24 protein-coding genes and 1 riboswitch are annotated in these 24,591 nt (G+C 53.2%); of the genes, 19 read left to right on the forward strand and 5 right to left on the reverse strand.

Translation table 11 applies throughout. From position 1 onward, the window contains the following. The first annotated feature begins 24 nt into the window (after positions 1-24). Both ABID47_RS16055 and ABID47_RS16060 read left to right on the forward strand, forming a co-directional pair. Positions 25-1,209 (forward strand): MFS transporter, encoded by a 1,185-nt coding sequence (locus tag ABID47_RS16055; protein WP_152403708.1) that lies wholly within the window; start codon positions 25-27, stop codon positions 1,207-1,209. A gap of 33 nt (positions 1,210-1,242) precedes the next feature. Next, the gene (locus ABID47_RS16060) at positions 1,243-1,647 is read left to right on the forward strand and encodes an alpha-glucosidase C-terminal domain-containing protein (RefSeq protein ID WP_354498118.1); all 405 of its coding nucleotides are present in this window, start codon (positions 1,243-1,245) and stop codon (positions 1,645-1,647) included. Between the two features lie 75 nt (positions 1,648-1,722). Here the strand turns inward: ABID47_RS16060 and ABID47_RS16065 are convergent, their stop codons facing one another. Further along, the gene (locus tag ABID47_RS16065) at positions 1,723-2,100 is read right to left on the reverse strand and encodes a winged helix-turn-helix transcriptional regulator (protein WP_234489216.1); all 378 of its coding nucleotides are present in this window, start codon (positions 2,098-2,100) and stop codon (positions 1,723-1,725) included. 128 nt (positions 2,101-2,228) lie between these two features. On the opposite strand from ABID47_RS16065, the gene ABID47_RS16070 reads away from it, so the two are divergent. The 7 genes from ABID47_RS16070 to ABID47_RS16100 all read left to right on the forward strand — a co-directional run bounded on the left by ABID47_RS16070 (position 2,229) and on the right by ABID47_RS16100 (position 12,694). Continuing rightward, on the forward strand, positions 2,229-3,656 hold the full coding sequence (locus ABID47_RS16070) for an MFS transporter (protein ID WP_354498120.1): 1,428 nt from the start codon (positions 2,229-2,231) through the stop codon (positions 3,654-3,656). A gap of 623 nt (positions 3,657-4,279) precedes the next feature. Further along, entirely contained in the window at positions 4,280-5,266 is a 987-nt protein-coding gene (locus ABID47_RS16075) for an iron-hydroxamate ABC transporter substrate-binding protein (RefSeq protein WP_354498122.1), read from the forward strand. Positions 5,267-5,496: 230 nt separating this feature from the next. Continuing rightward, the gene (locus ABID47_RS16080) at positions 5,497-6,462 is read left to right on the forward strand and encodes an ABC transporter permease (RefSeq protein WP_105443321.1); all 966 of its coding nucleotides are present in this window, start codon (positions 5,497-5,499) and stop codon (positions 6,460-6,462) included. Positions 6,463-6,545: 83 nt separating this feature from the next. Further along, a complete protein-coding gene (locus ABID47_RS16085) occupies positions 6,546-7,370 on the forward strand; it encodes a carbohydrate ABC transporter permease (RefSeq protein WP_435530638.1) in 825 nt (274 codons plus the stop codon). 84 nt (positions 7,371-7,454) lie between these two features. Next, a complete protein-coding gene (locus ABID47_RS16090; protein ID WP_116230880.1) occupies positions 7,455-9,161 on the forward strand; it encodes a type 2 periplasmic-binding domain-containing protein in 1,707 nt (568 codons plus the stop codon). 91 nt (positions 9,162-9,252) lie between these two features. After that, positions 9,253-11,157, forward strand: coding sequence for a cache domain-containing sensor histidine kinase (locus tag ABID47_RS16095; RefSeq protein WP_354498126.1), 1,905 nt, complete (start codon positions 9,253-9,255; stop codon positions 11,155-11,157). Continuing rightward, complete coding sequence (locus ABID47_RS16100) at positions 11,135-12,694, forward strand: response regulator transcription factor (protein ID WP_354498128.1); 1,560 nt, start codon at positions 11,135-11,137, stop codon at positions 12,692-12,694. Before ABID47_RS16095 ends, ABID47_RS16100 begins: the two co-directional genes overlap by 23 nt. Positions 12,695-12,864: 170 nt before the next feature. Here the strand turns inward: ABID47_RS16100 and ABID47_RS16105 are convergent, their stop codons facing one another. Then, positions 12,865-13,194, reverse strand: a complete 330-nt coding sequence (locus ABID47_RS16105; protein ID WP_354498130.1) for a hypothetical protein — start codon at positions 13,192-13,194, stop codon at positions 12,865-12,867. A 152-nt stretch (positions 13,195-13,346) separates the two neighbouring features. Between ABID47_RS16105 and ABID47_RS16110 the strand changes: the two genes are divergently transcribed. From ABID47_RS16110 to ABID47_RS16135, 6 genes are all read left to right on the forward strand, one after another. Continuing rightward, complete coding sequence (locus tag ABID47_RS16110; protein ID WP_354498132.1) at positions 13,347-14,069, forward strand: class I SAM-dependent methyltransferase; 723 nt, start codon at positions 13,347-13,349, stop codon at positions 14,067-14,069. A 103-nt stretch (positions 14,070-14,172) separates the two neighbouring features. Then, on the forward strand, positions 14,173-14,499 hold the full coding sequence (locus ABID47_RS16115; RefSeq protein ID WP_145020736.1) for a YrdB family protein: 327 nt from the start codon (positions 14,173-14,175) through the stop codon (positions 14,497-14,499). Positions 14,500-14,633: 134 nt separating this feature from the next. Next, positions 14,634-14,738: riboswitch (TPP riboswitch) on the forward strand. A 139-nt stretch (positions 14,739-14,877) separates the two neighbouring features. After that, positions 14,878-15,576 carry a thiaminase II gene (tenA, locus tag ABID47_RS16120; RefSeq protein ID WP_354498133.1) on the forward strand — a complete coding sequence of 233 codons (699 nt, stop codon included), beginning with the start codon at positions 14,878-14,880 and terminating at the stop codon, positions 15,574-15,576. Further along, positions 15,573-16,421, forward strand: coding sequence for a hydroxyethylthiazole kinase (gene thiM / locus ABID47_RS16125; RefSeq protein WP_435530631.1), 849 nt, complete (start codon positions 15,573-15,575; stop codon positions 16,419-16,421). The genes tenA and thiM overlap by 4 nt, the downstream gene beginning before the upstream one ends. After that, the gene (thiD, locus tag ABID47_RS16130; RefSeq protein WP_354498134.1) at positions 16,418-17,233 is read left to right on the forward strand and encodes a bifunctional hydroxymethylpyrimidine kinase/phosphomethylpyrimidine kinase; all 816 of its coding nucleotides are present in this window, start codon (positions 16,418-16,420) and stop codon (positions 17,231-17,233) included. The genes thiM and thiD overlap by 4 nt, the downstream gene beginning before the upstream one ends. A 191-nt stretch (positions 17,234-17,424) precedes the next feature. Further along, on the forward strand, positions 17,425-18,927 hold the full coding sequence (locus ABID47_RS16135) for a carboxylesterase/lipase family protein (protein ID WP_354498136.1): 1,503 nt from the start codon (positions 17,425-17,427) through the stop codon (positions 18,925-18,927). A gap of 98 nt (positions 18,928-19,025) precedes the next feature. On the opposite strand, the gene ABID47_RS16140 is transcribed toward ABID47_RS16135, so the two are convergent. Then, the gene (locus tag ABID47_RS16140) at positions 19,026-19,424 is read right to left on the reverse strand and encodes a GyrI-like domain-containing protein (protein WP_354498138.1); all 399 of its coding nucleotides are present in this window, start codon (positions 19,422-19,424) and stop codon (positions 19,026-19,028) included. Positions 19,425-19,682: 258 nt separating this feature from the next. On the opposite strand from ABID47_RS16140, the gene ABID47_RS16145 reads away from it, so the two are divergent. The 3 genes from ABID47_RS16145 (at position 19,683) to ABID47_RS16155 (ending at position 22,433) form a co-directional block, all read left to right on the forward strand. Further along, positions 19,683-20,966, forward strand: a complete 1,284-nt coding sequence (locus tag ABID47_RS16145) for an alpha-L-fucosidase (protein ID WP_354498140.1) — start codon at positions 19,683-19,685, stop codon at positions 20,964-20,966. A gap of 24 nt (positions 20,967-20,990) precedes the next feature. Beyond that, a complete protein-coding gene (locus ABID47_RS16150) occupies positions 20,991-21,863 on the forward strand; it encodes a sugar phosphate isomerase/epimerase family protein (RefSeq protein ID WP_089546936.1) in 873 nt (290 codons plus the stop codon). An 87-nt stretch (positions 21,864-21,950) separates the two neighbouring features. Further along, a complete protein-coding gene (locus ABID47_RS16155) occupies positions 21,951-22,433 on the forward strand; it encodes an NUDIX hydrolase (RefSeq protein WP_354498142.1) in 483 nt (160 codons plus the stop codon). Here ABID47_RS16155 and ABID47_RS16160 read toward each other — a convergent pair. Both ABID47_RS16160 and ABID47_RS16165 read right to left on the reverse strand, forming a co-directional pair. Then, positions 22,430-22,801 (reverse strand): hypothetical protein, encoded by a 372-nt coding sequence (locus tag ABID47_RS16160; protein ID WP_354498144.1) that lies wholly within the window; start codon positions 22,799-22,801, stop codon positions 22,430-22,432. The genes ABID47_RS16155 and ABID47_RS16160 overlap by 4 nt on opposite strands. A gap of 72 nt (positions 22,802-22,873) precedes the next feature. Further along, a complete protein-coding gene (locus ABID47_RS16165; protein WP_076166974.1) occupies positions 22,874-23,308 on the reverse strand; it encodes an Lrp/AsnC family transcriptional regulator in 435 nt (144 codons plus the stop codon). A gap of 221 nt (positions 23,309-23,529) precedes the next feature. Between ABID47_RS16165 and ABID47_RS16170 the strand changes: the two genes are divergently transcribed. Next, positions 23,530-24,540, forward strand: a complete 1,011-nt coding sequence (locus ABID47_RS16170) for an oxidoreductase (RefSeq protein WP_354498146.1) — start codon at positions 23,530-23,532, stop codon at positions 24,538-24,540. Positions 24,541-24,591: the final 51 nt, after the last annotated feature.

Raw genomic sequence — 24,591 nt, forward strand, 5'->3', positions numbered from 1 at the left:
TTACAGAGGGGAGTTACATGCTGCATGAATTTTAAAATTTACATTTTAGCGATCGCCTGCTTCGTGACCGGAATGGTGGAGCTGATCGTCGGGGGGATGCTGGACCTCGTTTCATCGGACCTTCATATTTCGGTGAGCACAGCCGGGCAGTTGATCACTTTGTATTCCGTGGTATTTGCCGTATCGGGGCCTGTGCTGCTGGCGGCAGCTTCGAGGGTCGAACGTAAACTGCTGTACCAATGCGCCCTGCTGGTCTTCATTGCCGGCAATGTGCTTTCGGTCGTCAGCCCGAATTTCACGATGATGGTGATCGCGAGAATTTTGTCGGCGGCGAGCGCCGCGCTCATCACCGTGCTGTCTATCACGATGGCTTCCCAGATGGCGGAACCGGCGTACAGAGCCCGGGCGATCGGCGTTATCTTTATGGGAGTCAGCGGCTCACTCGTACTGGGCGTACCTGTGGGCATGATGCTGGGCAACGCTTTTGGATGGCGTGCTCCGTTTGTCATGATCTCCATTCTGGCCGTTATATCGTTCATCGCGGTGCAAATTTTTATTACCAAAACGCCTCCCAGCGAAACCGTGCCGCTGCGCAAGCAGCTGGCATCCTTGAAAAACGGCAAAATCATTTTTGGCCAGCTGATTACGATTTTGATGCTGACCGGTCACCTGACCTTATATGCTTATCTGACGCCGTTTTTGCAGGAGACGCTGCACCTGAGTCCTTCCATGCTCAGCCTGTTTTATTTTATTTTTGGCATCGCGGCTGTTCTTGGCGGCGGGGCAGGGGGCTGGGTTACCGACCGGTTTGGGCCTGAGAAAAGCATTCTGACCATTGTCAGCGTGTTTGCCGTGGCCATGGTGCTGATGCCGGTATCTACGGTTTCGGTGTATGTCTGCCTGATCGTGATGATCGTTTGGAGCATGCTCAGCTGGTCGATCTCTCCTTCGATGCAGAGTTACCTGATCAAAGCGGCGCCGGAATCGCCGGACATCCAGCAGAGCTTGAACAGTTCGGCATCCCATATCGGTATTGCTCTGGGGTCGGCGATTGGAGGCATGGTGATCGAAGGATCGTCGGTGTATTACAATGCCTGGGTTGGCGTTATTTTCGTCCTGCTCGCATTGGGATCCGCGGTGCTGTCGATTACTTGGAAAAAGCGCCGGGTCGAGTCCCGTGCAGCTGCGGGCGTCCAGGAAACATCATGATGGAGGTGAATTCCGCAGTGGCGGCATAGCGGAATGTCAATGGAACAACAGTGGAATATAGAGCCCGCCAAATGCATGGCGTTGACCGTTCAGTTGATGCAGGGTCGAATCTGCCCTGTGACCGGCGGTGATGAAGAAGCAGACGGCTTTTACCAAGAGTTGGGGCGGTTTGCCCAAGACCCTGTCATTCACGAGCTGCTTGAGAGCGGAAGCTTTGAATTGGTTGACGTGGGAGATGCCGATGTATTTGCTTACAAACGAAGCATGGATCAGCATCGGCTGCTGATCGTAGCGAATATGAACAAGGAAGAGGCGGCATTCCGGGGTGACGGAATAACAGGCGGACAGAAAATGGTATCCGTCTATCCGGATACCGTTCCATCCGAAGCGATGCGGCTGCGGCCGTATGAGGCGTTTGCGGTATTGATCAACGGATGAAGGAGGGGGAATAATCCCTCCTTTTTTTGTGCACTGCTGGAGTGTTTTCGTATAAGGGGGTATCTCAATCGGTGCCTAGTTGGAGTTGGATTGTTTAAGGTGGCCGCCCATCGCTTTTTTATAAGAACTGCCCCATTCCCTGATCTGCAGAATGACCGGTTTGATCGTCTGGCCGAACTCGGTCAGCGAATATTCCACCCTCGGGGGGACCTCAGGATAAACCACTCTTTGGACGATTCCGCAGTCCTCCAGCTCCCTAAGCTGAAGTGTGAGCATGCGCTGCGTAATACCTGGAATGATCTGACGCAGTTCGTTAAAGCGTTTGGTGCCGTCCAGAAGGGTGTACAGGATCATTCCCTTCCACTTGCCCCCAATGATATTCAAGGCGACTTCAACAGAGCAGCCCTGGAGATATTCGGCGCGGAGTACGCCATATTCCGGATTTTTCTTCAACCCGATCCCTCCTCATAAGTTACAAGAAGTATACAGTACCACAAAAATGTGCGTACTTACTTCTCTCCATTTTAGCACATATAATCAGATCAGCAGCTGCATACATGGACTAAAGGAGAGAAAAGGATATGGAAAATCAAGCTTTAACAGGCCGACAAGCTTCACCTTCTGTAGCGGGATACCGCTGGTGGTCCTTGACCGTCATCCTGCTTGCGACCTTTATGGCAATTCTTGACGTATTTGTTGTGAATGTTTCGATACCCGATATTAAAAAAGGCCTTTCGTCAACCGACGGGCAAGTTGAATGGGTGGTGACTTCCTATACGATCGCTTATGCTGTTTTATTGGTGACCGGCGGGCGGTTGGGCGATTATTGGGGGAGAAAACGGATGTTTCTCTGGGGAATGACAGGTTTCACCATTGCGTCCGCTCTTTGCGGCATGGCCCCAATTGCTGAGCTGCTGATTGCCGCGCGGGTACTCCAGGGCATGTCGGCAGCTATGATGATTCCGCAGGTTCTATCGACTATTCAGGTGCATTTCACCGGAAGAGAGCGGGGGATTGCGCTGGGCATATACGGCGGGGTGATCGGTCTGGCATCCGTTGCCGGGCAAATTATAGGCGGTTTTGTGCTGGAATGGAACATCGCAGGACTGGGATGGCGGAACGTATTTTTTATTAATATTCCATTCGGAATCATCTCAATCGTCGGGTCCATGATCGTACTAAAAGAATCACACTCGGATTCGCCCGTCGTCAAATTGGACATCATCGGTCTTTCGTCCATTACAGTGGGGCTGCTGCTCCTGATATACCCGCTGATCAGCGGAAGGGAGTCGGGATGGCCCTGGTGGACCTATGCATCCTTGGCATTGGCGGCACTTGTCATCTCGCTCGGTCTGGTCTATGAACGCCATGTGAAAAAGAAAGGAAGGGTGCCTTTCATTCAGCTGTCTCTTTTTCAATACCCTGCTTTTACAAGAGGTCTGCTTGTGACATTAGCCTATTATTCCGGCAACGCCGGCTTATACTTTGTTCTCGTCTTGTTTCTTCAGCAGGGGCTGGGACTATCGCCGCTTGCGTCAGGCTTAACTTTTCTGCCGCTCGGAATCGGGTTCGCCGCATCATCCATGCTTGCCCAAAAGCTGGTCAAGGCTTTTTCCGAAAAAGTCGTATATTGGGGCGCGATCCTGATGCTCGTCAGCGATCTTGCGCTGATCGGTCTATTATATGAATCGGGAGAACATTTAAGCAAAATGCTGCTGTATCTGCTTATGCTCCTTGTGGGAGCTGGCCAGGGAGTCATTGCTCCCCCGCTGCTTCAGACGATACTTTTCAGGATCCGCCAGCAAGATTCAGGGGCTGCCTCGGGGATTCTGACAACGATGACCCAAATCTCTCAGGCATTAGGGATAGCGATATTGGGCGGTGTGTTTTATACTCTGGCGGATCACCACGGGTACATTACTGCGTTCAGAGACGCGCTGTGGGTCCTGCTTGCCCTAGGCACGGCTGTGCTGATTGGTTTAATGAATTTGATTCGCCTCCATAAATGAGAGCTGGGGCTGACTTAGAAGCTCCAAAGGAGAGCTTAAGGGCTTCATCGGAAGGATATACAGAATTCTAGACCTCAGAGATAAGCCTTCCGATGAAGACGATATACAATAGGCAAAAGATCAGCATCATATTTAGCAGCATGGTGCCAAATGAGAGAATCATTTGCTTTCGGCTCCCTCCAGGGTACAGTCCGGCTATGCCCCAAAGAAAAGACAGGGTGGCGGCTATGAGCAGAAAACCGAAAGGGTCCAACCGAATCAGTTGTCCAATGCTGAATGTGAGGTTTGGGGTTGTCATGAGGAGGATAAACGCAGTCCAGCAGACAAGGGCAGCCCCCAATGATAAAGCACCGCTTATTCTCATCTTTCTCGCTCCTGTGGGTGACTTTATACCAAGTATACCCAAAGACGGGTCACTGTCACGAAAAAAACACTTGATAATGAGATTCATTATCACTTATGATACTTAAAGAGATATCTTACACGTAAAACCGGATGGATCGTGGATGTACATATAGGTTTTCGTACAAATAATGAGACTCTAGCCTAGATAGAATGAACTAAAGTTTTGCATTTCTTTAGTTCATTCTATATAGATGAACCAGTGGAGGGGACATACTATCATGAAACTCAAACTTAAAGGATCACTACTGCTCGCGCTGCTGATGAGCTTTACCGTATTGGCCAGCGCCTGCGGCGATAAAGCCGGCAATTCGAATACAACGGATTCGGGGGCAGCGGCAGGAGGTAACAGTACCGCGGATACCAAGCAGGAACGTGTACTGACGGACGCGCTCGGCCACGAAGTGAAAGTGCCAGCGAATCCGAAGAGGATCATCGCATCCTATTTGGAAGATCATCTGCTGACGCTTGGCGTCAAACCGGTTGCCCAGTGGTCGACTGGCAAGGGTTCCGTGCAGTATTACCTGCAGGATCAGCTGAACGGCATTCCGGAAATCTCTTACGACCTTCCCTATGAAGCCGTCATGAGCTTTACGCCGGATCTGATCATTCTGAGCAGTGCGGACATGGCGACGGACGACAAGTACGAGCAGTACTCCAAGATCGCTCCGACCTACGTCGTAGGTAAAGAGAAGAGCAACAATTGGCGCGAAGAACTGAAGGCGGTCGGCGAAGTTCTCGGTAAGAGCAAGGAAGCGGAGGAGGCCGTTCAAGCTTATGATAAAAAGGCTGCGGATGCGAAGGAGCAGCTTCAGAAGGCCGTCGGCACGCACACGGCAGCGGCACTTTGGGTGACGGGCAAAGACATCTACGTGTCAAGCGACCATTTGTCCAGCGGCTCGGTGCTGTATGATGATTTGGGACTCGCGAAGCCTAAATTGGTAGAAGAACTGTCCAAAACCGGCACGGCGAGCTGGAACCAGGTTTCGCTGGAAAAATTCGCGCAAATGGACGCCGATTACCTGTTTATCGTCAACAGCCGCGGCGTATCGAAGGATGAGCTGCTGAAGGATCCGGTATGGGCCAACATCCCGGCTGTCAAGGAAGGTCATGTGTATGAGTTTGACGATCATTCCAGCTGGCTGTACTCGGGAACGATCGCCAATACGCAAATCATCGATGACGTGTTATCCAACGTCGTCAAATAAATCAATGAAAACTTGTAACGCTCTACATTAGAAACTAAGGTTTAGAAGCCTCGGTTCCGGCACCTTCTGTCGGATTCGGGGCTTTTTTCTGTCTTCACCACCGGATGCCACCTGAAATTTAGAAACCTTAACTAAAATTTGAAGACTATTTTTCATAGGAACCGCCGCCTATAATTAGTACCTGAAAGGGCTTACATAAGAGATTTCAGAAACGGGGTGCTTTTCAGAACATGAACGCAAGGGCCGGTATCGAAGCCGAGTGGGAACCTGCCGCCGAGAAGGCGAAAGAGAGGAAGCTGTGGCGGAAAATTGTGGGCCAACGCTATCTGCAGATTATGGCTCTGCTGGGCGTCGCCTGGATGATTGTTTTCAATTATATCCCGATGTACGGGGTCATTATTGCTTTTAAAGAGTTCGACATTATTCACTCGATCTCTTCGGCTCCGTGGGTCGGATTGGATCATTTTAAGGAATTCTTGGAGGACGACAGTCTCGGATACGTGATCAAAAATACGCTCGGGATGAGCCTCCTGAAGCTGGTGATCGGGTTTCCGCTGCCTATCCTGTTCGCACTCCTGCTGAACGAAATCCGTTCGATCGTGTTCAAAAAGTGGATTCAGACGATTTCTTACCTGCCTCACTTTTTGTCCTGGGTCATTCTGGGCGGCATCCTCGCCACCTGGCTGGCGGATGTGGGCATCGTCAACAAGGTGCTGATGGCGCTTCACCTGATCGATCAGCCGATTACATACTTGGCCGAGCCCAAATACTTCTGGTCCATCGTCGTCACTTCCGACATCTGGAAGGAGATCGGCTGGTCGGCGATCATTTACCTGGCGGCGATTTCGAGCGTATCTCCGGAGCTGTATGAGGCGGCTACGATCGATGGGGCGGGCCGGATGCAAAAAATGTGGAACATTACGCTTCCTTCGATCAAAGGCACGATTTCCATTTTGTTCATTCTGGCCGTCAGCGGCATCCTGAACTCCAACTTCGACCAGATTCTCGTGCTGCGCAACTCGCTGAACGAAACGTCAAGCAACGTCATAGACGTCTACGTATACAACGTTGGTCTGGCAGAGAGCCGGTACTCCTACGCGGCCGCGGTCGGACTGATCAAAAACGTGATCGCTCTCGCGCTGCTGCTTGGAGCCAACAGCATTACGAAACGGCTTAACAATACTTCCTTATTCTGATGGGACGGCGGTGACTCTTCGTGTATTCATTCAAACGCCAAAGCGCTTCGAGCGCGATCTTTGAAATATTCAACTCCGTGCTGATGCTGATCGTCTGCTTCGTCACGCTGTATCCGATCTGGTATGTCATCGTGAACGCATTTAATGACGGGGCGGACGCGATGCGGGGCGGCATTTACTGGTGGCCGCGGCAGTTCAGCCTGGACAGCTTCCAGGCCGTATTCCGCAGCGAAGGCATCATGACCGCTATGGGGGTCACGGTGGCCAAGACGCTGATCGGTACCCCGGTTCACGTGTTTTTTACCGCGATGGTGGCGTATGCCTTTTCCCGAAGGGAGCTTGTCGGACGCAAGCTGTACATGTTCATCGGCACGGTGACGATGTTCTTCGGCGGGGGCCTCATTCCGTATTACCTGCTGATCCGGGATTTGCATCTGCTGGACAATTTTCTGGTATACATCATACCTGCTGCGTTCAGTTTCTTCGACCTGATCATCTTCCTGTCGTTTTTCCGGGAGATTCCCCCGGGATTGGAAGAAGCGGCGAAGATCGACGGGGCGAACGATTTTAAAATTTTCTACAAAGTCATCATTCCGGTATCCATGCCGGTGGTGGCGACAATCGCTCTCTTTCACGGGGTGTACCAATGGAACGATTACTTTACCGGGATGATCTTCATTAATGATACGAAACTGCAGCCGATACAGACGTATTTGTACCGCGTCGTTGCGCAGTCAAGCTCCAACCAGATGCTGGCATCCATGCCAAGCGGCATGGCGGTGTCGGTGACGAGCCAATCGCTGAAGCTGGCTACCATGGTCGTTACCACCGCGCCGATCGTCTTCGTGTACCCGTTCCTGCAAAAGTATTTTGTAAAAGGCTTCATGATCGGATCGATCAAGGAGTAACCGGGAATCCGGGTTTATCTATGGTTATCAGTCCCGCCTGGCGGGAGTGTTAATAGATTAACGAAAGAAAAGGGGTTAGAATCCATGAGCAAATCGCGCAGACTCATGACTTCCATGATCGCTCTGACCGTCGTGTTCACGATGGCGCTGTCCCTTGCGGGCTGCTCCGGCGGCAAGAGCGAGACAAACGGCGGCAGCACTGCCGCGACAAGCGGAAGCACGGATGCGAAGAACACGTCGTCCACGGGCGGCGGGGAAGCCAAACCGAATCCGGATGAGCCGGGCTGGAAGTCGGACAACGCACCAATCACGTTTGATTGGTACATGAACTTTTCGTGGTTCAATAAAAAATGGGGCGGCGACGCGACTGCCGAATATGTCACCAAGAAGACGGGCGTCAGCATCAACTTTATCGTTCCGGCGGGTAATGAAAACGAGAAGCTGAACACCATGATCGCCTCCGGCAAGCTGCCGGATTTCATCACGCTCGGCTGGAGCGAGGAAGCCGTCAAGAAGATGATCGAGGGCAAGCTCGTGCTTCCGCTGAACGAACTCGCCGATCAATACGATCCTTACTTCTTCAAAGTAGCCGACCCTGCTAAGCTGGGATGGTACACGCAGCCGGACGGGAACATCTACGGTTATCCGAACGCGTCGTCCTCTCCTGAAGATTACAAAAAGTACGGCTCGAACTTCACGTCAAACCAAACGTTCGAGGTTCGCAAGGACATGTATGAAGCCATTGGCAGCCCGGATATGAGCACGCCGGAAGGGTTCCTGAACGCGCTCAAGCTGGCGAAGGAGAAGTTCCCGGAAGTGAACGGCCAGCCGCTTATTCCGCTCGGGCTGCATGAATTCAGCGAGACCGGCAACTATTCGCTCGAAGGCTATCTCCAGAACTTCCTGGCGATCCCGCAGCAGAAGGACGGCAAGCTGTACGACCGACGCTTGGATCCCGAATACATCTCATGGCTGAAGACGTTCCGCAAAGCCAACGAAATGGGACTGCTCTCGAAGGACATCTTCATCGACAAGCGTCCGCAAATGGAGGAAAAAATCGCACAGGGCCGCTACTTCGCGATGCTGTACCAGCGCTCCGACTTTGATGCACAGAACATGTCGCTGTACCAGAAGGACCCGAATTCTGCGTACATCGCGATCAACGGTCCGGCCAACTCCAAGAAGGACGCGCCGACTCTTTCCGGTCCTGGCATCTCCGGATGGACGCTGACCCTGATCTCCAAGGACGTGAAGGACAAAAAGCGGGCGATCGAGTTCCTGACCTACCTGATCAGCGAGGAAGGCAACAAGGACCTGTTCCTCGGTGAAAAGGGCGTGACCTACGACAACATCGACGGTAAAGACCAGTTCCTGCCGGATGTCGTGAAGCTCCTGAATACGGACCGCACCGCGTTTGACCAGAAATACGGCGCGTCCTACACCTACTGGATGCTGATGGATACGAACATGAACCTCCAGTGGGCACCGCCGGGCGTCGATCCGCAGAAACAGATGGCGGACTGGACGAAGGGCAAATCGATCAGCATGTCCGAATTCGATAATCTGGATCCGCCGAGCACATCCGAAGAGGGAATTGCCGGCAGTAAAAACGCACGAAATTGGGGCAAACTGCTGCCGAAGCTGCTGCTGGCCAAATCGGATGCCGAGTTCGACGAGATGTGGAACAACTACATCGAAGACCGCAACAAGAACAAACAGGACAAAATTGACGCGTATCGCCAAAAGGCATACGAAGAAAACGTTAAAAAACTGGAAGCGCTCAACAAATAAGCGCCTTCTGACACAGGCCTGGAATCCGCGATTTTTTGCTCGCGGATTTTCAGGCTTATTACCATAAATGGGCTGGGTGGTGCTTGCGGCTATGATCAAACTTGCCCGGAATCGAATGGCCAGGCTGTCGACCGCCATCGGACGGATGCCGATTCAATTGAAGCTGATCCTATCTTTTATCTGTATTATTTTGATCCCGATCACCCTGGTTTCCTGGTATTTATTCAACGGGGTATACCTGAATACGATCAAAGATTTGACCAAGAAAAACCAATATATTCTGGAGATCGAGAAAACGAACGTGGCCAACAACATGCAGGTGATGGAACGGACGGCCCAGCTGGCCATCTCCAACAGCGAGATCAATGAGTATCTGCAGAGCCGGGAGGAGCTGGATACGGCCGATTTGATCGATTTTAAGATGAAGACGTTCTCCAGCTTTCAGTACTATCTGTTTAACAATCCGAACATCGCCAACATCCGGCTGTATTCGGAAAACCCGAACGTGAGAGAGTTTTGGCCGGTTATTTTCAAAGAATCCCGAATCAAGAACAAGCCCTGGTACCAGACGGTTCTTCGGCGCAACGGACTGGTCTGGTGGGAGATCAGCGCGACGAATAAGGATGTGATCAAGAACAGCACGGTGGCCAGCGACCAGGTCGGCGATTTTGTCACGCTGCTGCGCGAGATCAAATATCCGAACGATAAGCATAACGGCATCCTAGAAGTGACAATGGAGCTGAACAACTTTTTTATGAAAACCTTCAGCAGCGTACAGGATACAAGCTCGCAAATGATCGTGGTGAACCGGGAGGGCAAGGCGTTTACGAACCCGTCCCTGAGCCTGATGCAAACGCTCCCCGTCGAAACGATCATGGCCGAGTTCGCCAAGCACGGCAAGAAGACGGACCACGAGTTTACCTTTACCTATAACGGGACGCCATATTTGTGCATTCCGAGCGATATGGAGCCGCTGGACAGCTATCTGTTCAACGTCGTTTCGCTTAAAAGCGCTTTGTCGGACGTCAGCAAACGGCGGAATACGATTATCATTGCCACGATTATTCTGATCGCCCTGCTGTCGGCCACGTCCTATATCCTGCATTCCTTGATTTTGAAAAAGCTGAACATTTTGCGCGATTCGATGAAAAAAGTACGCAAAGGCGACTTTAATTTCGAAATTGACATTACGAGCATGGATGAGATCGGAGAATTGGCGCATCATTTCCGCCAGATGCTCAAACGGATGAATGAGCTGATCGTCGAGGCGGTGAACCGCCAGGCGGCAACCAAGGAAGCGGAGCTGAAGTCGCTCAAAAACCAGATCGACTCCCATTTTCTGTACAATACTCTTGAAAACTTAAAGATGCTCGCCGAAATTGAGGGCCAATACACGATTTCCGATGCGCTCACTTCACTCGGACGTATGATGCGCTACAATCTGCAGTGGACCAGCAACCATGTGCGGCTGAGGGATGAACTGGAGCATATCCAAAACTACATCGCCATCATGAACATACGCTACGACAACAATCTGGTGCTCAACATTAACGTTCCGCCGGTCCATATGGAACAGGAAGTGCTGAAGATGTCGCTCCAGCCCATCGTCGAAAACGCCGTTAAGCATGGGATGGGTTCCCGTTCCGAGGGCGAAAAGCTGGAAATCGCTATACATGCTTATGTATCGGGGGACAGCATCATTATCGAGGTCTGTGACAATGGCGACGGGATTCCCGAATCCAAACTGAAGAAGATCAACCTGATGATCCGGCTGGAAGACGCGGACTATCAGCAAATGCGGAAGGAGCTGAACGACGGGGAAAGCAGCGGCATCGGACTGCGGAACGTCGATCAGCGTATCGTTATGTTTTACGGGAAGTCGCACGGGATCCGGGTGGAGAGCACCGAAGGAAGTTTTACGCGAGTCACGATGACGTTGCCTTATTTAATTCTAGCGGGAGGTGTTCCTGCCCATGTGCAATCTGCTAATCGTTGATGATGAGAAAAATATCCGGGATGGCCTGAAAGCGATGATTCGCCGCGAGTTCGGCGACGACTACGCACTGTACTTCGCCGCGAATGGGAAGCAGGCGCTTCAAGTCATGGACGAGACGGAAATGGACTTGGTCATTACCGACATCCGCATGCCGGTGATGGACGGAATCGAGCTCATTAACCGTATACAGGATCTGGAGGCGCGGCCGGATCTGGTTATTCTAAGCGGGCATGACGACTTCCAGTATGCCAAAGCGGCGATCCGCTGCAATGTGAAGGAATACTTGCTGAAGCCGATCGTGCGTGACGAGCTGTTCCGGACGCTGCGGCGTCTTGACGAAGAGCGCATCCGCAAGGGGGAAATCGCCGATCAGCTGCGCGGAACAAAGGCGCTGAAGGAAAATTACGCGGTGAGCCGGCTGCAGTATCTGTTTTTGCAGGAAGGCATGGACGAGCGCGCCATTCGGGATGTGGTCGTTCAGGCGGGACTGGATTGGCTGGATGCGGGCGGATACGCCGCGCTGGTCCTCGTCCCGGAACGCTACCGGGAAGCCGGCTGGGATGAATTCACCGCTTATGTGGACCAGATGATCGGCTGGCGGCCGGGTGAACGTTATATCCGTTTTTACGACAAAGACGGCAAACTCGTAATGTTTACCGACACCGCTGCTCCGTTCAACCGGCTGGGAGAAGAAATCATCCGGCAGTCGTCCAGCGCCATCCGGGCCGGCATCAGCGAACGGATGGCGGGAGCAGGGGAGGTGAAGAAAGCTTACCAGCAGGCCGGCCGGGCGTTGAAGTACTTTTTGTTCCAAAACATGCCGGGACTCATTCGGAGCACTGAACTGTCCCGCAAACGGACGGATTACCGCATCCCGGTGGAAGACATCCGGAAGACGGCCAACCTGCTCGGATTGGATCGGGATGCCGAGCTGAGCCGGCTGCTGCAGCATATTTTCGATATCCGGACGATTCTTCAGTATGATATTGGGTATCTGGAAGGGATCAGCCATGCTTTTAACGAGCATGTATTCGATCAGGTGTTTCAAACCTATGGCGAGGAATCCGTCGACATTTTAAAACTCCACAAGCAGGTGGGGAATCTGTACAACTTCAACCATTTTCATGATTATTTCCATAGTTTGGAGAGCCTGCTCTTTCTGCTGAGCGATTATGTGAAACGGATGCGGTCGATGCATTTTGACCAGAGCGAGATTCAGCGGGCTATCGTCTATATCGAGGAGCATTTTCATGAAAATTTGAATATGGCCGTCGTTTCCAATCACGTCTCATTGAATTATTCGTATTTCAGCCAAGCTTTCAAGGAGTATACGGGGGAGACGTTTGTCAGCTATTTGCGGAAGCTGCGGATCCGTAAGGCCAAGGAGCTGCTCGGCAGCACGGACCTGAAAGTGTACGAAATCAGTGAGCGGGCCGGATTCGAGAACGTGAAGCATTTTACCAAGGTCTTTAAGGAAATGGAGGGCGTTGCGCCGCTCGAATACCGCTCGCAGCAGGAGGCGCTAAGGCGGAGATGAACCAAAAGGGCCGGAACGACAAGCATCCTGTAGCAGAAGGCATTGCCCTTCAGAGACGTGAATTCCGTTGGACGCCAATAAATCAAGCGTAAAAGGCTGCCGAGAGGCAGCCTTTTACCGTTACTGGACGAGCAATGAGGAGTCGTGATGCTATGCATTCAACCAGAATTTTAGGGATCATGATGTGAACTCTGGCCACGGCGAGCCAATCCACGCTTCATCCCGTAAATGAGGAGATCAACCGCCGCACCGATGATGACTGCCATGACAAGGGAGAGAAGATACGCCGGGAACCGTAAGGAGATAAAGTAGCTGTTCGTTACGAAAGCGTGTTTATCGGACATCCAGCCCGAATACACTGGGTCATGCAGCAAGGCTTCAAGCAAGGGATTTAGCCGGATCAGTATGATGTTGGCCAAACCCTGTCCGGAGGCATCCAGTATGCAGGTAAGGATCATAAATAACGTGAGCCAAAAAGAAACGCTTTTTAACAAAGACATTCCCCGCCTTCAAACTTGTTCTTGTCATTTATAACGCATCCTGCCGCAACTAAGTTCTGCACAGCTTACATAAAGCTCGTTTATTTATATCCAACCTTTCTGTTGGTTGGTATAATATGATGGAGAAATAGCGAGTCTTCGGAGGTGGTTGCATGAAAGAGAGGGTACTCGAGGCTTATACCAAGCTCGCCAAGGACTATGAACTGCACACCGATTCGGACAGCGGGGCCAACGCATACTACGAGCGTCCGGCCATGCTGGAGCTGCTGCCAACGGATATGTCCGGCCTCCATGCCCTTGATGCAGGCTGTGCCGCGGGATGGTATACCGAGAAGTTCGTTTCCCGGGGCGCATCGGTATCGGCGATCGATTTCAGCCCCGATATGGTGGAAGCGGCCAAACGGAGAGTCGGCAGTCAAGCGGAGATTCAAATTCATGATCTAAATGAACCGCTGCCATACGGAGCTAATAAGTTCGACTTGATTCTCAGTTCGCTAACGCTGCATTACATCGAAGACTGGGATCCTTTGTTCCGTGAGTTTCAGCGGGTATTGAAGCCTGGAGGAACGTTATTGTTTTCGGTGCATCATCCGTTTATGGACTTTACTGTTTTTAAGAGACCGGATTATTTTGTACGGGAGCTGCTTGTAGACAGGTGGACGAAGAAAGAGGCAGGCAGCGTTGAAGTGACGTTCTTCCGTAGACCCCTGCAGGAAATCGTCAATATGACGTCAAGCTGGTTTGTACTGGACCGGGTTGTCGAACCAAGGCCGGTTCCCGAGTTTCTGGAGCGGCTGCCGGAGTCGGCCGACTTCTACCAGCGGATTCTGCATCACCCGCATTTTTTAATTGTGAAAGCTCACAAGCCGGAGTGAGAGAGGAAGAGTCGCCGCGAGAGGCAAGAAACGATCGGCATAATTTTACTGAGAATGGCTTCATTCCAAAGGCCCTGACCGGCCCAAAATGGAGGGTTTGGCAATGATTGTGATCGACCTTATCTTTTTTCTAATGGAGCTGTGCGCACTGGCAGCCTTTTGCCTGTGGGGATTTAAACTGGATACCGCCTTGTGGATCCGTATCGTGGCAGGAATAGGTTCGCCGGTTGTCGTTGCTGTTTTTTGGGGCATGTATGTCGCACCGAAAGCGACCTTCCCGGTGACGCTTCCCGTCCGGGCTGTGCTGCAGCTGATCGTATTTGGACTGGCCGCGGCTGCGCTGTACGGATCGGGTTATCGAACGGCCGCCGTCATTTATGCGGCTGTCGTCATCGTCGAGATGATCCTTTCTTACGCGTTGAAAAGATAAACACTTGAAGGTGGCAGGAAATCCGCTTAAACGATCGACAAGCTTTTTCCCGGTATCCCGCCAGCAGCTTTTTTTGTTTGACAACACCGGCAAACGGAGCTACAGTTAATCATGAACTTGTAAAATATCATACGAAAATCCACTAGGGGAGCTGCGGAGGCAGCTGAGACAAGTGATCGCTTGGACCCTTTGAACCTGATCCGGTTAATACCGGCGGAGGGAAGTGGAGCAGGCCTATACATACGCATCTTTCTTGATGAGATACATTCAGGATGATACTGCAAATAGCGGCCGCTCCATTTCGGGGCGGCTTTTTTGTGTTGGCTTCCCCGCGCCCCGACAAGCGATTTTCGTCAAAATTTACGGAGGTGCATGATCATGGCCCGGTTTACCGAAGAATTGAGACACGCGGCAGATCCTATTTATCAAGCGATCTTCAAACATCCGTTTGTACGGGGGATTGCGGAAGGTACCTTGTCCAAGGAGCAGCTGATTCACTATGTGAAGCAGGATTTTGAATACTTGAACGCCTACATCCGGATCTATGGCATTGCCATATCCCGATGTGATTGCCGGCAGACGACCGCACTTTTCAACGAACAGATCTCGTTTATTTTGAACAGCGAAACGCATCCCCACCAAAACTTTTGTGATGTCGCCGGTGTTGCATATGAGGAATTGCAAGGCTATCCGCTGGCTCCATCGGCCAATCATTACATCCGGCATATGCTGAACGTCGCCCACGAAGGGGGACTTGAGGATATTGTAGCTGCGCTGTTACCTTGCCCGTGGACCTATACGGAAATCGGCCAACGTCTGCTGGAGGAAGTCCAGCCGGAGAAATCCCATCCGTTTTATGAATGGATGCACTTTTACGGGGACCGGGAAAGCGGCGTGACGGTAGAGCTGCGGCGGCTGCTCGACGAATGGGCGGAGGGTCTGCCTCCCGCAAGAAAAAAACGGCTGATGGAGCATTTTCTGACCAGCTGTCAGCTGGAGTACATGTTCTGGGATATGGCGTTTACGCTTGAGGATTGGCCGGTTTCCCTGGCTGCAGCGGAAGGGGTGGGACGATGACCGCCGATATGTTTCCGTCCGGACTCATCCAGCTTCCTTTACGGATAAAAGAGCAGCGTCCGCTCATTCACAACATGACGAATGTGGTCGTGACCAACTTTACGGCCAACGGCCTGCTTGCCCTTGGCGCCTCCCCGGTAATGGCCTATGCCAAAGAGGAGGTAGCCGATATGGCTCGGGTCGCCCAAGCCGTCGTCCTGAATCTCGGAACGCTGAGCAGCGAATTGGTGGAAGCGGCGATCAGCGCCGGCCGATCGGCGAATGATCATGGCGTTCCGGTGTTCCTGGACCCCGTCGGCGCGGGAGCAACCGCATTTCGCACGGAGGCTGCGCTGCGGATTTTGCGCGAGGTCCGTGTGTCACTGGTTCGGGGCAACGCAGCGGAGGTTGCCCATCTCATTGGTGAATCCGGCGCGATAAAAGGCGTCGACGCAGGGGAGTCCGGGGAGTCCGCTCCCGCCGACTTGGCGGCACGGGCGGCACATCGTCTGGGGACGCTCGTCGCCATTACCGGGCAAGAAGATGTAATCACCGACGGAACGAGGGGATACCTGATCCGGGGCGGACATCCGATGCTGACCCAAGTCACGGGGACCGGCTGCTTGCTGACATCGGTGATCGCCGCTTTTGGAGCGGTCGAACCCGATCTGCTGTCCGCCGGCGCGGCCGCCTTGGCGTACTACGGTGAAGCGGCCGTTCGGGCATTTGAGCGGGCAGGCATGGAGGGGCCGGGAAGCTTCCAAATCGCTTTCCTCGACGCGTTGTCTGTGATGGACCGCCACCCGCTGGAGGAAGGAACCATTACCGCTCTTCTGGAGTCGGCAGGAAGGGGATTTGTGCAATGAGCATCCCGAAAGCTTTGACGGTAGCCGGTTCTGACAGCGGCGGCGGGGCAGGCATTCAGGCGGATATTAAAACGTTCCAGGAGCTTGGCGTATTCGGTATGTCCGCGATTACTGCCATTACCGTTCAAAACACACTCGGAGTACAAGGTGTATATCCGCTTCCTGCGGCTGCGGCAGCCGAACAAATGGATGCTGTGGGCACCGACCTCGGCGTGGATGCGGTCAAAACCGGTATGCTGTTCAGCGCGGATATTATTGAGGCCGTCGCAGGACGTATAGCCGCTTTTGGCTGGAGGAACGTGGTGGTCGACCCGGTTATGATCGCCAAAGGCGGCGCGCGGCTGCTGCAGCAGGACGCTGTTGACGCGCTGAAGAACAAGCTGCTGCCGCTGGCTGCTGTCGTCACGCCGAACATTCCGGAGGCGGAAGTGCTCGCCGGGATGGCGATCCGGTCGATGGAGGAACGCTGCGAGGCGGCCTACCGCATCGCGGCTTACGGTCCGGCGATGGTTGTGATCAAGGGCGGACATGACGAATCGTCTGACAAGGCGGTTGATCTTACTTTCGACGGAAAATCCTTCTCGACCCTGGAAGGAAGCCGGATTGACACGCGTCATACGCATGGAACGGGATGTACCTTCTCGGCTGCGATCGCCGCTGAGCTGGCTAAAGGGAACCCGGTCAACGAGGCCGTGCGGACGGCCCGTGAATTCATCCAGGCGGCCATCGAGAACGCGCTCGGTATTGGAGGCGGGAGCGGTCCGACGAATCATTGGGCCTATCGCAGCCAAAAGGAAGGGGCAGCAAGATAAAGGCAGCCGATACCGGCCTGCTTCACAAGCGATTAGCACCTGTCTATAAAGACAGGTTTTTTTCTTGGAGCTGGCTTCCTTAAGTGGTCGTCGATAGATGGTTTATTGCACCGAGCTTCGGTTAGGCTTTGTCCAATTTTTAGTGTTACAATGGTAGAACGATTCCAACGCTAGAAAGGATGTTAACGACATTGGACCAACTCCTCATCCGTACTCATAATGGCCTGATTCAAGGATATGTTCAGAACGGCGTCCGGACCTGGAAGGCGATTCCTTACGCCGAGCCCCCCGTTGAAGAGCGGCGTTTCCGGAAACCGCTTCCTGCACGGCCGTGGGCAGGCGTCAGATCCGGGGACATGACGGTACCGCTCGCCCCGCAGCGCGTCAACCCTACGGGTGGCGCTTTTAGACTGAAGCGGGATCAGATCCCGCAGTCCGAGGACTGCCTGTACGTCAATGTGTGGGCCCCTGACGAGCCGGCCCCACAGCCGCTTCCGGTCATGGTGTGGATCCATGGCGGCGCCTTCGTGACGGGCGGCGGCGGACTGCCCATTTATGACGGCTCCGAGCTGGCGCGCCGGGGAGGCTTAATTGTCGTCAGCCTCAGCTACCGGCTGGGTCCTCTCGGTTTTACGCATTTTTCCCCATTTTCCGGACAGTCCGAAGACGGTTATGTTAGCAACGCCGGTCTGCTGGACCAAATCGAAGCGCTGCGCTGGGTGAAGCACAACATCGCCGCTTTCGGCGGAGATCCTCAGCAGGTGACCGTATTTGGTGAGTCGGCGGGAAGTATGAGCATCGCAGCGCTGCTCGCAATGCCTGCAGCCCGAGGCTTGTTCACCCGGGCGATTATGCAGAGCGGGGCTTCCCAGGCGATTTCGGACTCCCATGGCAAACTGCTTACGAAGGGACTGCTGGGTATCCTTGGCATTCAGGAGAATCAGCTGGAGCGGCTGCAAGAAGTGCCTGCCGAGGAGATCTTAAGAGCGGCAGACGAGTTAAAACAGGCGGCTGGAGCAAGTGCTGTCATGCTGTTCCAGCCGGTCGTCGACGGGAAGCTGCTGCCCGTCACGCCTTTGGAAGCGGTGGCTGCCGGTTCCGCAGCCGGCATCGAGATCATCATTGGTACGAACCGGGATGAGGGGGCGCTTTTTATACCGGAAGACATGCCGATGCTGACTAAGGAACAAAACGCCAGGGCGTATACAGCGGTGACCGGATCAAAGGAAGCGGCGAGCTGGATCGAAGCATATCCGGCCACCGTGGAGGGACAGCGTCAGGCGATGACCGAACTGTTCTTCTGGAGGTCGGCCCTTCAGTTCGCAGAAGCCCAGCTGCCGCATGCGGCGGTATGGATGTACCGTTACGATTATGCGATGGTGCCGGGCGATCCGCTGCTGGGAACGGCCTTTCATTCCGCCGAAATTCCGTTTGTGTTTAACAATCTCGACTTGCTTGCAGGCGCAGGTATGCCGGTGAACGAAGAGATGAGGAGCGTGGCGGAACGCATGCAGGAGGCCTGGACGTCTTTTGCCAAGCGCGGACAGCCCTCAACGCCTTCTCTGCCGTGGCCTGCGTACGATGCTGAGGAACGCTGGACGATGGTGTTCGGTGCAGACAGCGCGGTTACCCGTGATCCGGACGCGGACAAACGGCGTATGCTGACCGGCGGGTCTGATAGGAGAACAACTTAATCTTCCTATGCCAATAGGTCACGCCTGGGAATCCAGGTGTGACCTATTTTTCATAAACCATGACGGTATTCATTATTCTTCGTTACTTAGCGGTTTGGTTACTTTACGGCTATGTAAATTTCTATTTCTCCGCCGGGGTGGTATTTCTCATAATCATAGGTATAAGCCCGACGTAACGCCCCTGCTTCTTCTTTCTCCCAGATGCTTCTCCACGTTTTCACGATTCCCATTTCATCAGCGGTGTCTACCGTAAAAACCTCGTACGTCGCGTCATCCGGGATTTCTATCCAAGTATCGCCTGGGTCATTCTCGGTTGCGACGCTTAACGAATAGTCTCCCTTGTAATTACTTTCATAATCATAATAAATACCGTATATCATGTCGTGATGCCGCTCAACCTTGTCCGAGGCTTCGTTCCAAATGGCCTGGATTTTTCCCATCATGCCGGGGTCATTAAAATTATTCGTCCGCGTGCTGTTGATCAGGTGCAGTTTCATGGAATTCCCTCCGCTTTCCGTATCGATTCGGTTTCATTCAAGGCATCTTGTTTCATCCATTATAGAACGTTTGTTTGTATTTTTCAAATTTTAACCATTCCGGATGACTTGAGATCGTGCGAAAAAAGCGAATTTGAATAAAAGGGTATCCCGGATGCCGGAACGAAGAATAAGGGAGTGCCGTCCGGCAGTAAGCAACGCTGTCGAATTTTGCTGCGGCACAAGTCAAGAAAACAGCTATTGGAGGGCGAATAGGGCATGAATCCGCGTTTTGAAAGAACGGCAACATTAATGAACGACCGCTTTGGCCTGTTTATTCATTGGGGATTGTATGCGATTCCGGCCAGAGGCGAGTGGGTACGGAGCCAGGAGCGCATCACGAATGAACAGTACCAAGCCTATTTTGAGGAGTTTAATCCGACTCTGTATGATCCGCGTGCATGGGCCAAGGCGGCCAAAGCGGCCGGACAGCGCTACGCCGTGCTGACGACCAAGCATCACGACGGCTTCTGCTTGTTTGACAGCGAGCTGACGGATTACAAAGCAACGAATACGCCGGCTGGAAGAGATCTGATCCGCGAGTATGTCGATGCGTTTCGCGAAGAGGGGCTGCAGGTCGGTTTCTATTATTCGTTGATCGATTGGTACCATTCGGATTATCCTGCCTTCGGCGACCGCCAGCACCCGATGCGTGCGGAAGAATCGTACAAGAACCGGGAGGAGCAATTCGACCGGTATTTGGAGTATATGCACGGACAGGTCCGGGAACTGCTAACCAACTACGGAAAAATCGATATTATGTGGTTCGATTTCTCATATGATGATATGATCGGCGAAAAGTGGCGCGCCACCGAGTTGATCCGGATGATCCGCTCCCTGCAGCCGGACATCGTCATCGACAACCGCTTGGGCGGCAATATTATGGCGGCGGAGCCGGAGGAATACGCGGGCGACTTCTTCTCGCCTGAGCAGATTATTCCGCCGCGCGGCATCGTGAATGACCTGGGCGAGCCGATTCCGTGGGAGGCATGTATCACCCTAAACGACCATTGGGGCTACCATGCGACGGACAAAAACTATAAGTCTCCGAGACAGGTCATCCGTGCGCTGGTGGAATGCGTCAGCAAAAACGGCAATTTGCTCTTGAACGTCGGACCGGACGCCAAAGGGGAAATTCCGAAGGAGTCCCTGGCCATTTTGTCCGTTGTCGGTGAATGGCTGCGCCGGAACGGGGACAGTATTTACGGCTGCGGGATTGCGGCACTTCCCAAGCCGGAGTGGGGGCGGTATACGCAAAAAGGCAATAAGCTGTACGCCCATATTTTTGACCGAGGCATCGGCCCGATCTACTTCCAGGGTCTGAAGGGGAAGATCAAGAAGGCCCGCCTGCTGTCGGACGGCAGCGAGCTGCACGTGGAAACGCCTTGGATGGCCGATCAATATTCGGATACGGACAGCGGCGCGTTTATTCACCTGGCCGGCGGCGATCTGCCGGATGAACTGGATACGGTCATCGAACTGGAACTGACAGAAGAAATTTAACATCAGACCGGAGGGATTACGCGAATGAAGCCTGGAGTAAGTACATACAGCCTTTTGCAAGCGATTAAGGCGGGAGAAATGACCGTACTGGACGTCATCGACTGGATTGCGGAGCAGGGCGGGGAACATATGGAGATCGTGCCGTACGGTTTTACGCTGGAGGATCAGCCTGAGCTGGCCGATGCGGTTCGTGAGCGGGCCGCTGCCAAAGGAATCGAGCTGTCCAATTATTCGATGCCGGCCAACTTCGTGCAGGATACGCCGGAAGCCTTTGAAGAGGAAATTGAACGCATCAAGCGGCATGTGGACACCGTTCACCGATTGGGCATGAAGCATATGCGTCATGACGTGACAGCATTTACGCTGCCGCCGGAGAAGCGGGGCATCGATTATCTCGAAGCCAACCTGGACCAGATCGTCGAAGGCTGCCGGCGGATCGCCGATTATGCAGCAGGGTTCGGCATCACGACCACTGTCGAGAATCATGGCATGAGCGTTCAGGCCAGTGACCGCGTTCAGCGTGTGCTTCAAGCTGTTGACCGTCCCAATTTCAAAACGACGCTCGATATCGGCAACTTCCTCTGCGTCGATGAGCAGCCGCTTGTCGGCGTTAAGCGGAATCTCCCCTATGCATCGCTTGTGCATGTGAAGGATTTCTATATCCGCCCGGCGGACCAAAATCCGGGAGGCGGCGCCTGGTTCCTCACCTCGCACGGCAATTATTTGCGGGGAGCTATCTTCGGGCAGGGCGATATCGACGTACGGCGGGTGCTCCGTTTGATCAAGGAATCCGGCTACGACGGTTACATTACGCTAGAGTTCGAGGGCATGGAGGAGTGCCGGGAAGGCACGAAGCTTGGCCTTGAAAACCTGAAGCGGATCTGGGACGAAGTCTAAAGCACTTCGATAGGGAAGCGGCTGTCGGGCCTGCCCGGCAGCCTTGTTTTTTGCTGAAACATAATCATTTACTTGGAGGTTGATTGCATGATGATGCCTACGCATATCGGAGCCGTCGGAGGCTTTGTTGAGAACGGCCGCGGGGATATCCTCCTGGTCAAGACACGGCACGGCGGATGGGTTTTTCCCGGCGGCCAGGTGGAGAATGGTGAGAACCTGATCGATGCCCTGACCAGAGAAATCAAGGAAGAGAGCGGCATCGACACCGAAGTGTCGCATCTGATCGGGATTTATTCCAATACGGGCAGCTATCTGTGGCATGACGGACAAACCCCGGTTCCGACCAAGCTGATGCTGGACTTTGTATGTACACCGACGGGAGGGGAGCTGTGCACATCCGAAGAGACTTCAGACAGCCGCTGGGTGCCGAAAAGTCAGGTGCTCGACCTCGTAACCGCGCCGGCGATCCGGCTCCGCTATCAGGCTTACCTGGACTTTACCGGTAAAATCCATTATATGGAGTACATCACGAGACCGGAATTTGAGGTTAAGCTGCAAAGAACGCTTTAATCCGAATGTAACGCCCCGGGCTCGGGGCGGGGCCATTTGACCCATACCCGATAGATCGTTGTTTTATCGACGTGCTGCTCGTCGGCAAACACCTCACGCCTCCCGTCACCCGCGGTCTTCGCTTTCATCAGCTCCCATACCAGGGCGCCGGCGATCTTCGGATCGGCCGTCGTGTACCCGTCATACACCCAGCCGAGTTTGTTATAGGGTTCGTCCAATGCCCATACTTGGGCTTCATACATCGAATCAAACGTCATTTCTTCATCGTGCCAGATCAAACCGGACAAATCGTGCTGCTTCAATCCATTGCCCGTACCTTGGGCTACAAGCTCGAAAAATGGCACAGGCTTGTTTCCATCATCCTTCATGTTCTGTCATCCCCCCCAATTATCCATTCAACGAAACGCCGTACTAGCGGTGCATAAGTTTCATGCGGATGCTTATGGTTCGTCCAGCGCAAAAGCTTTGGAATCAAACGTCGTTGACAGCACGGTGATCGTCTGCGTGAAGCCATACTTGCTGCAGGCCATCCGGAACTCCTCCAGCGATTGCATCGAAGCCGCAACCACCTTCAGGATAAAATTATATTGACCGCTGATTTGATGCAGCTCAAGCACGTCGGGAGACTGGGAGCAGAATTCGGTCAATGCGTTGCAATGATCGGCCTGCACGAGAATAAACGCCGTGATCGGTTTGCCTATTTTATCAGGAGACAGCACCGCACGGTAGGATGCTATGACGCCTTTATCCTCCAGCTTGCGGATCCGCTCGGTCACGGCCGGACCGGACATGTTGATCATGCGGCCCAGCTCGGAAATGGAAATCCGGGCATCCTTTTGCAGAATATCTAAAATACGCAGGTCAATTTGGTCCATAAAGTGAACTCCTTTCGTCATTTGAAAAAAACCAGGCAGAGCAAGCCTCATGATTCAGATCCGGACAGAACCTTCAAATTATAAATTCCGGAACGGCGGATAACTTCAAATTCAAAGTATAAGGGTAGGAATAACTTGGTTTTTGTATGTAACGATGCCCCTGTGACTCTTACAATGGAGCTTAAGAAATCCAAACACAAGAGTCTTAGGAGGAGATAACCATGAAAACCATCATATATAGCGAAAAACATATCGGAGAGCTAAAGCTGAGCAACCGATTGATCGTTTCCCCCATGCAGCAGAACCAGGGGACGCCCGAAGCGTTCGCCACTGATTATCACGTGAACCACTACGGCCGGCTTGCCGGCGGAGCCGCGATAGTGATGCTGGAATCGACCGGGGTATCGCCGAACGGAAGGCTGTTCAGCAACGACATCGGCATATTTACGGATGAGCATGTCGCCCCTTTGAAAAAAGTGGTCGAAGCCGTTCACGCCAAAAACACGCCGGTTTTCATTCAACTTACGCACGGCGGCAGAAAGTCGTGGAGAAACGGGGGATCTCGTCTGCTAGCACCGAGTCCGATTGCCTACGACGACGAATACGGGATTCCGGAAGAAATGAGCTTGTCGGATATCCAGAGCGAGATCGACAATTTCCGGCAAGCTGCCAGAAGAAGCCTGGAAGCCGGCTTTGACGGCATCGAAGTGCACGCGGCACACGGCCATTTGGTGCATCAGTTCCTCTCCTCGCTGTCCAACCACCGGACAGATGAATATGGCGGCTCGCCGGAAAAACGAATCCGGTTCCTGCGTGACATTTTGGAAGCCGTCCGCTCGGAGGTGGGACGCGACTATCCGGTACTGATCCGCGTATCCGCGTCCGATTTTACCGAAGGGGGCCTTACGCCCGTAGATGTGGCGAAAATTTCCGCTTCCCTGGAGCCGCTGATCGATGCTGTTGACGTGTCTTCCGGCGGCCTGCTCCCGGTCAATCCCGCCGCGACGCCCGACGGGTATCAGGTACCCTATGCCTCCATTATAAAGCAATACGTGAGTATTCCCATCATTGCCGTAGGTAAAATTTACACCAAAGAACTTGCCGAGTTTATCCTAACGGATCGACTGGCGGACTTTATCGCCATTGGTCGGCCGCTGCTGGGAGATCCGGAGTATATCCGCAGCACTTTTTTTGCTTCTGAGGTGGAAGCTGTCGGTGTTCATTCTAATTGAGCCTTGAGATGAGAGAGTATCGAAGCTATCGTTAAGGGAGGAAGTATATGA

The organism is Paenibacillus favisporus, assembly GCF_040545415.1.
GTDB classification, from domain to species: Bacteria; Bacillota; Bacilli; order Paenibacillales; family Paenibacillaceae; genus Paenibacillus_AQ; species Paenibacillus_AQ favisporus.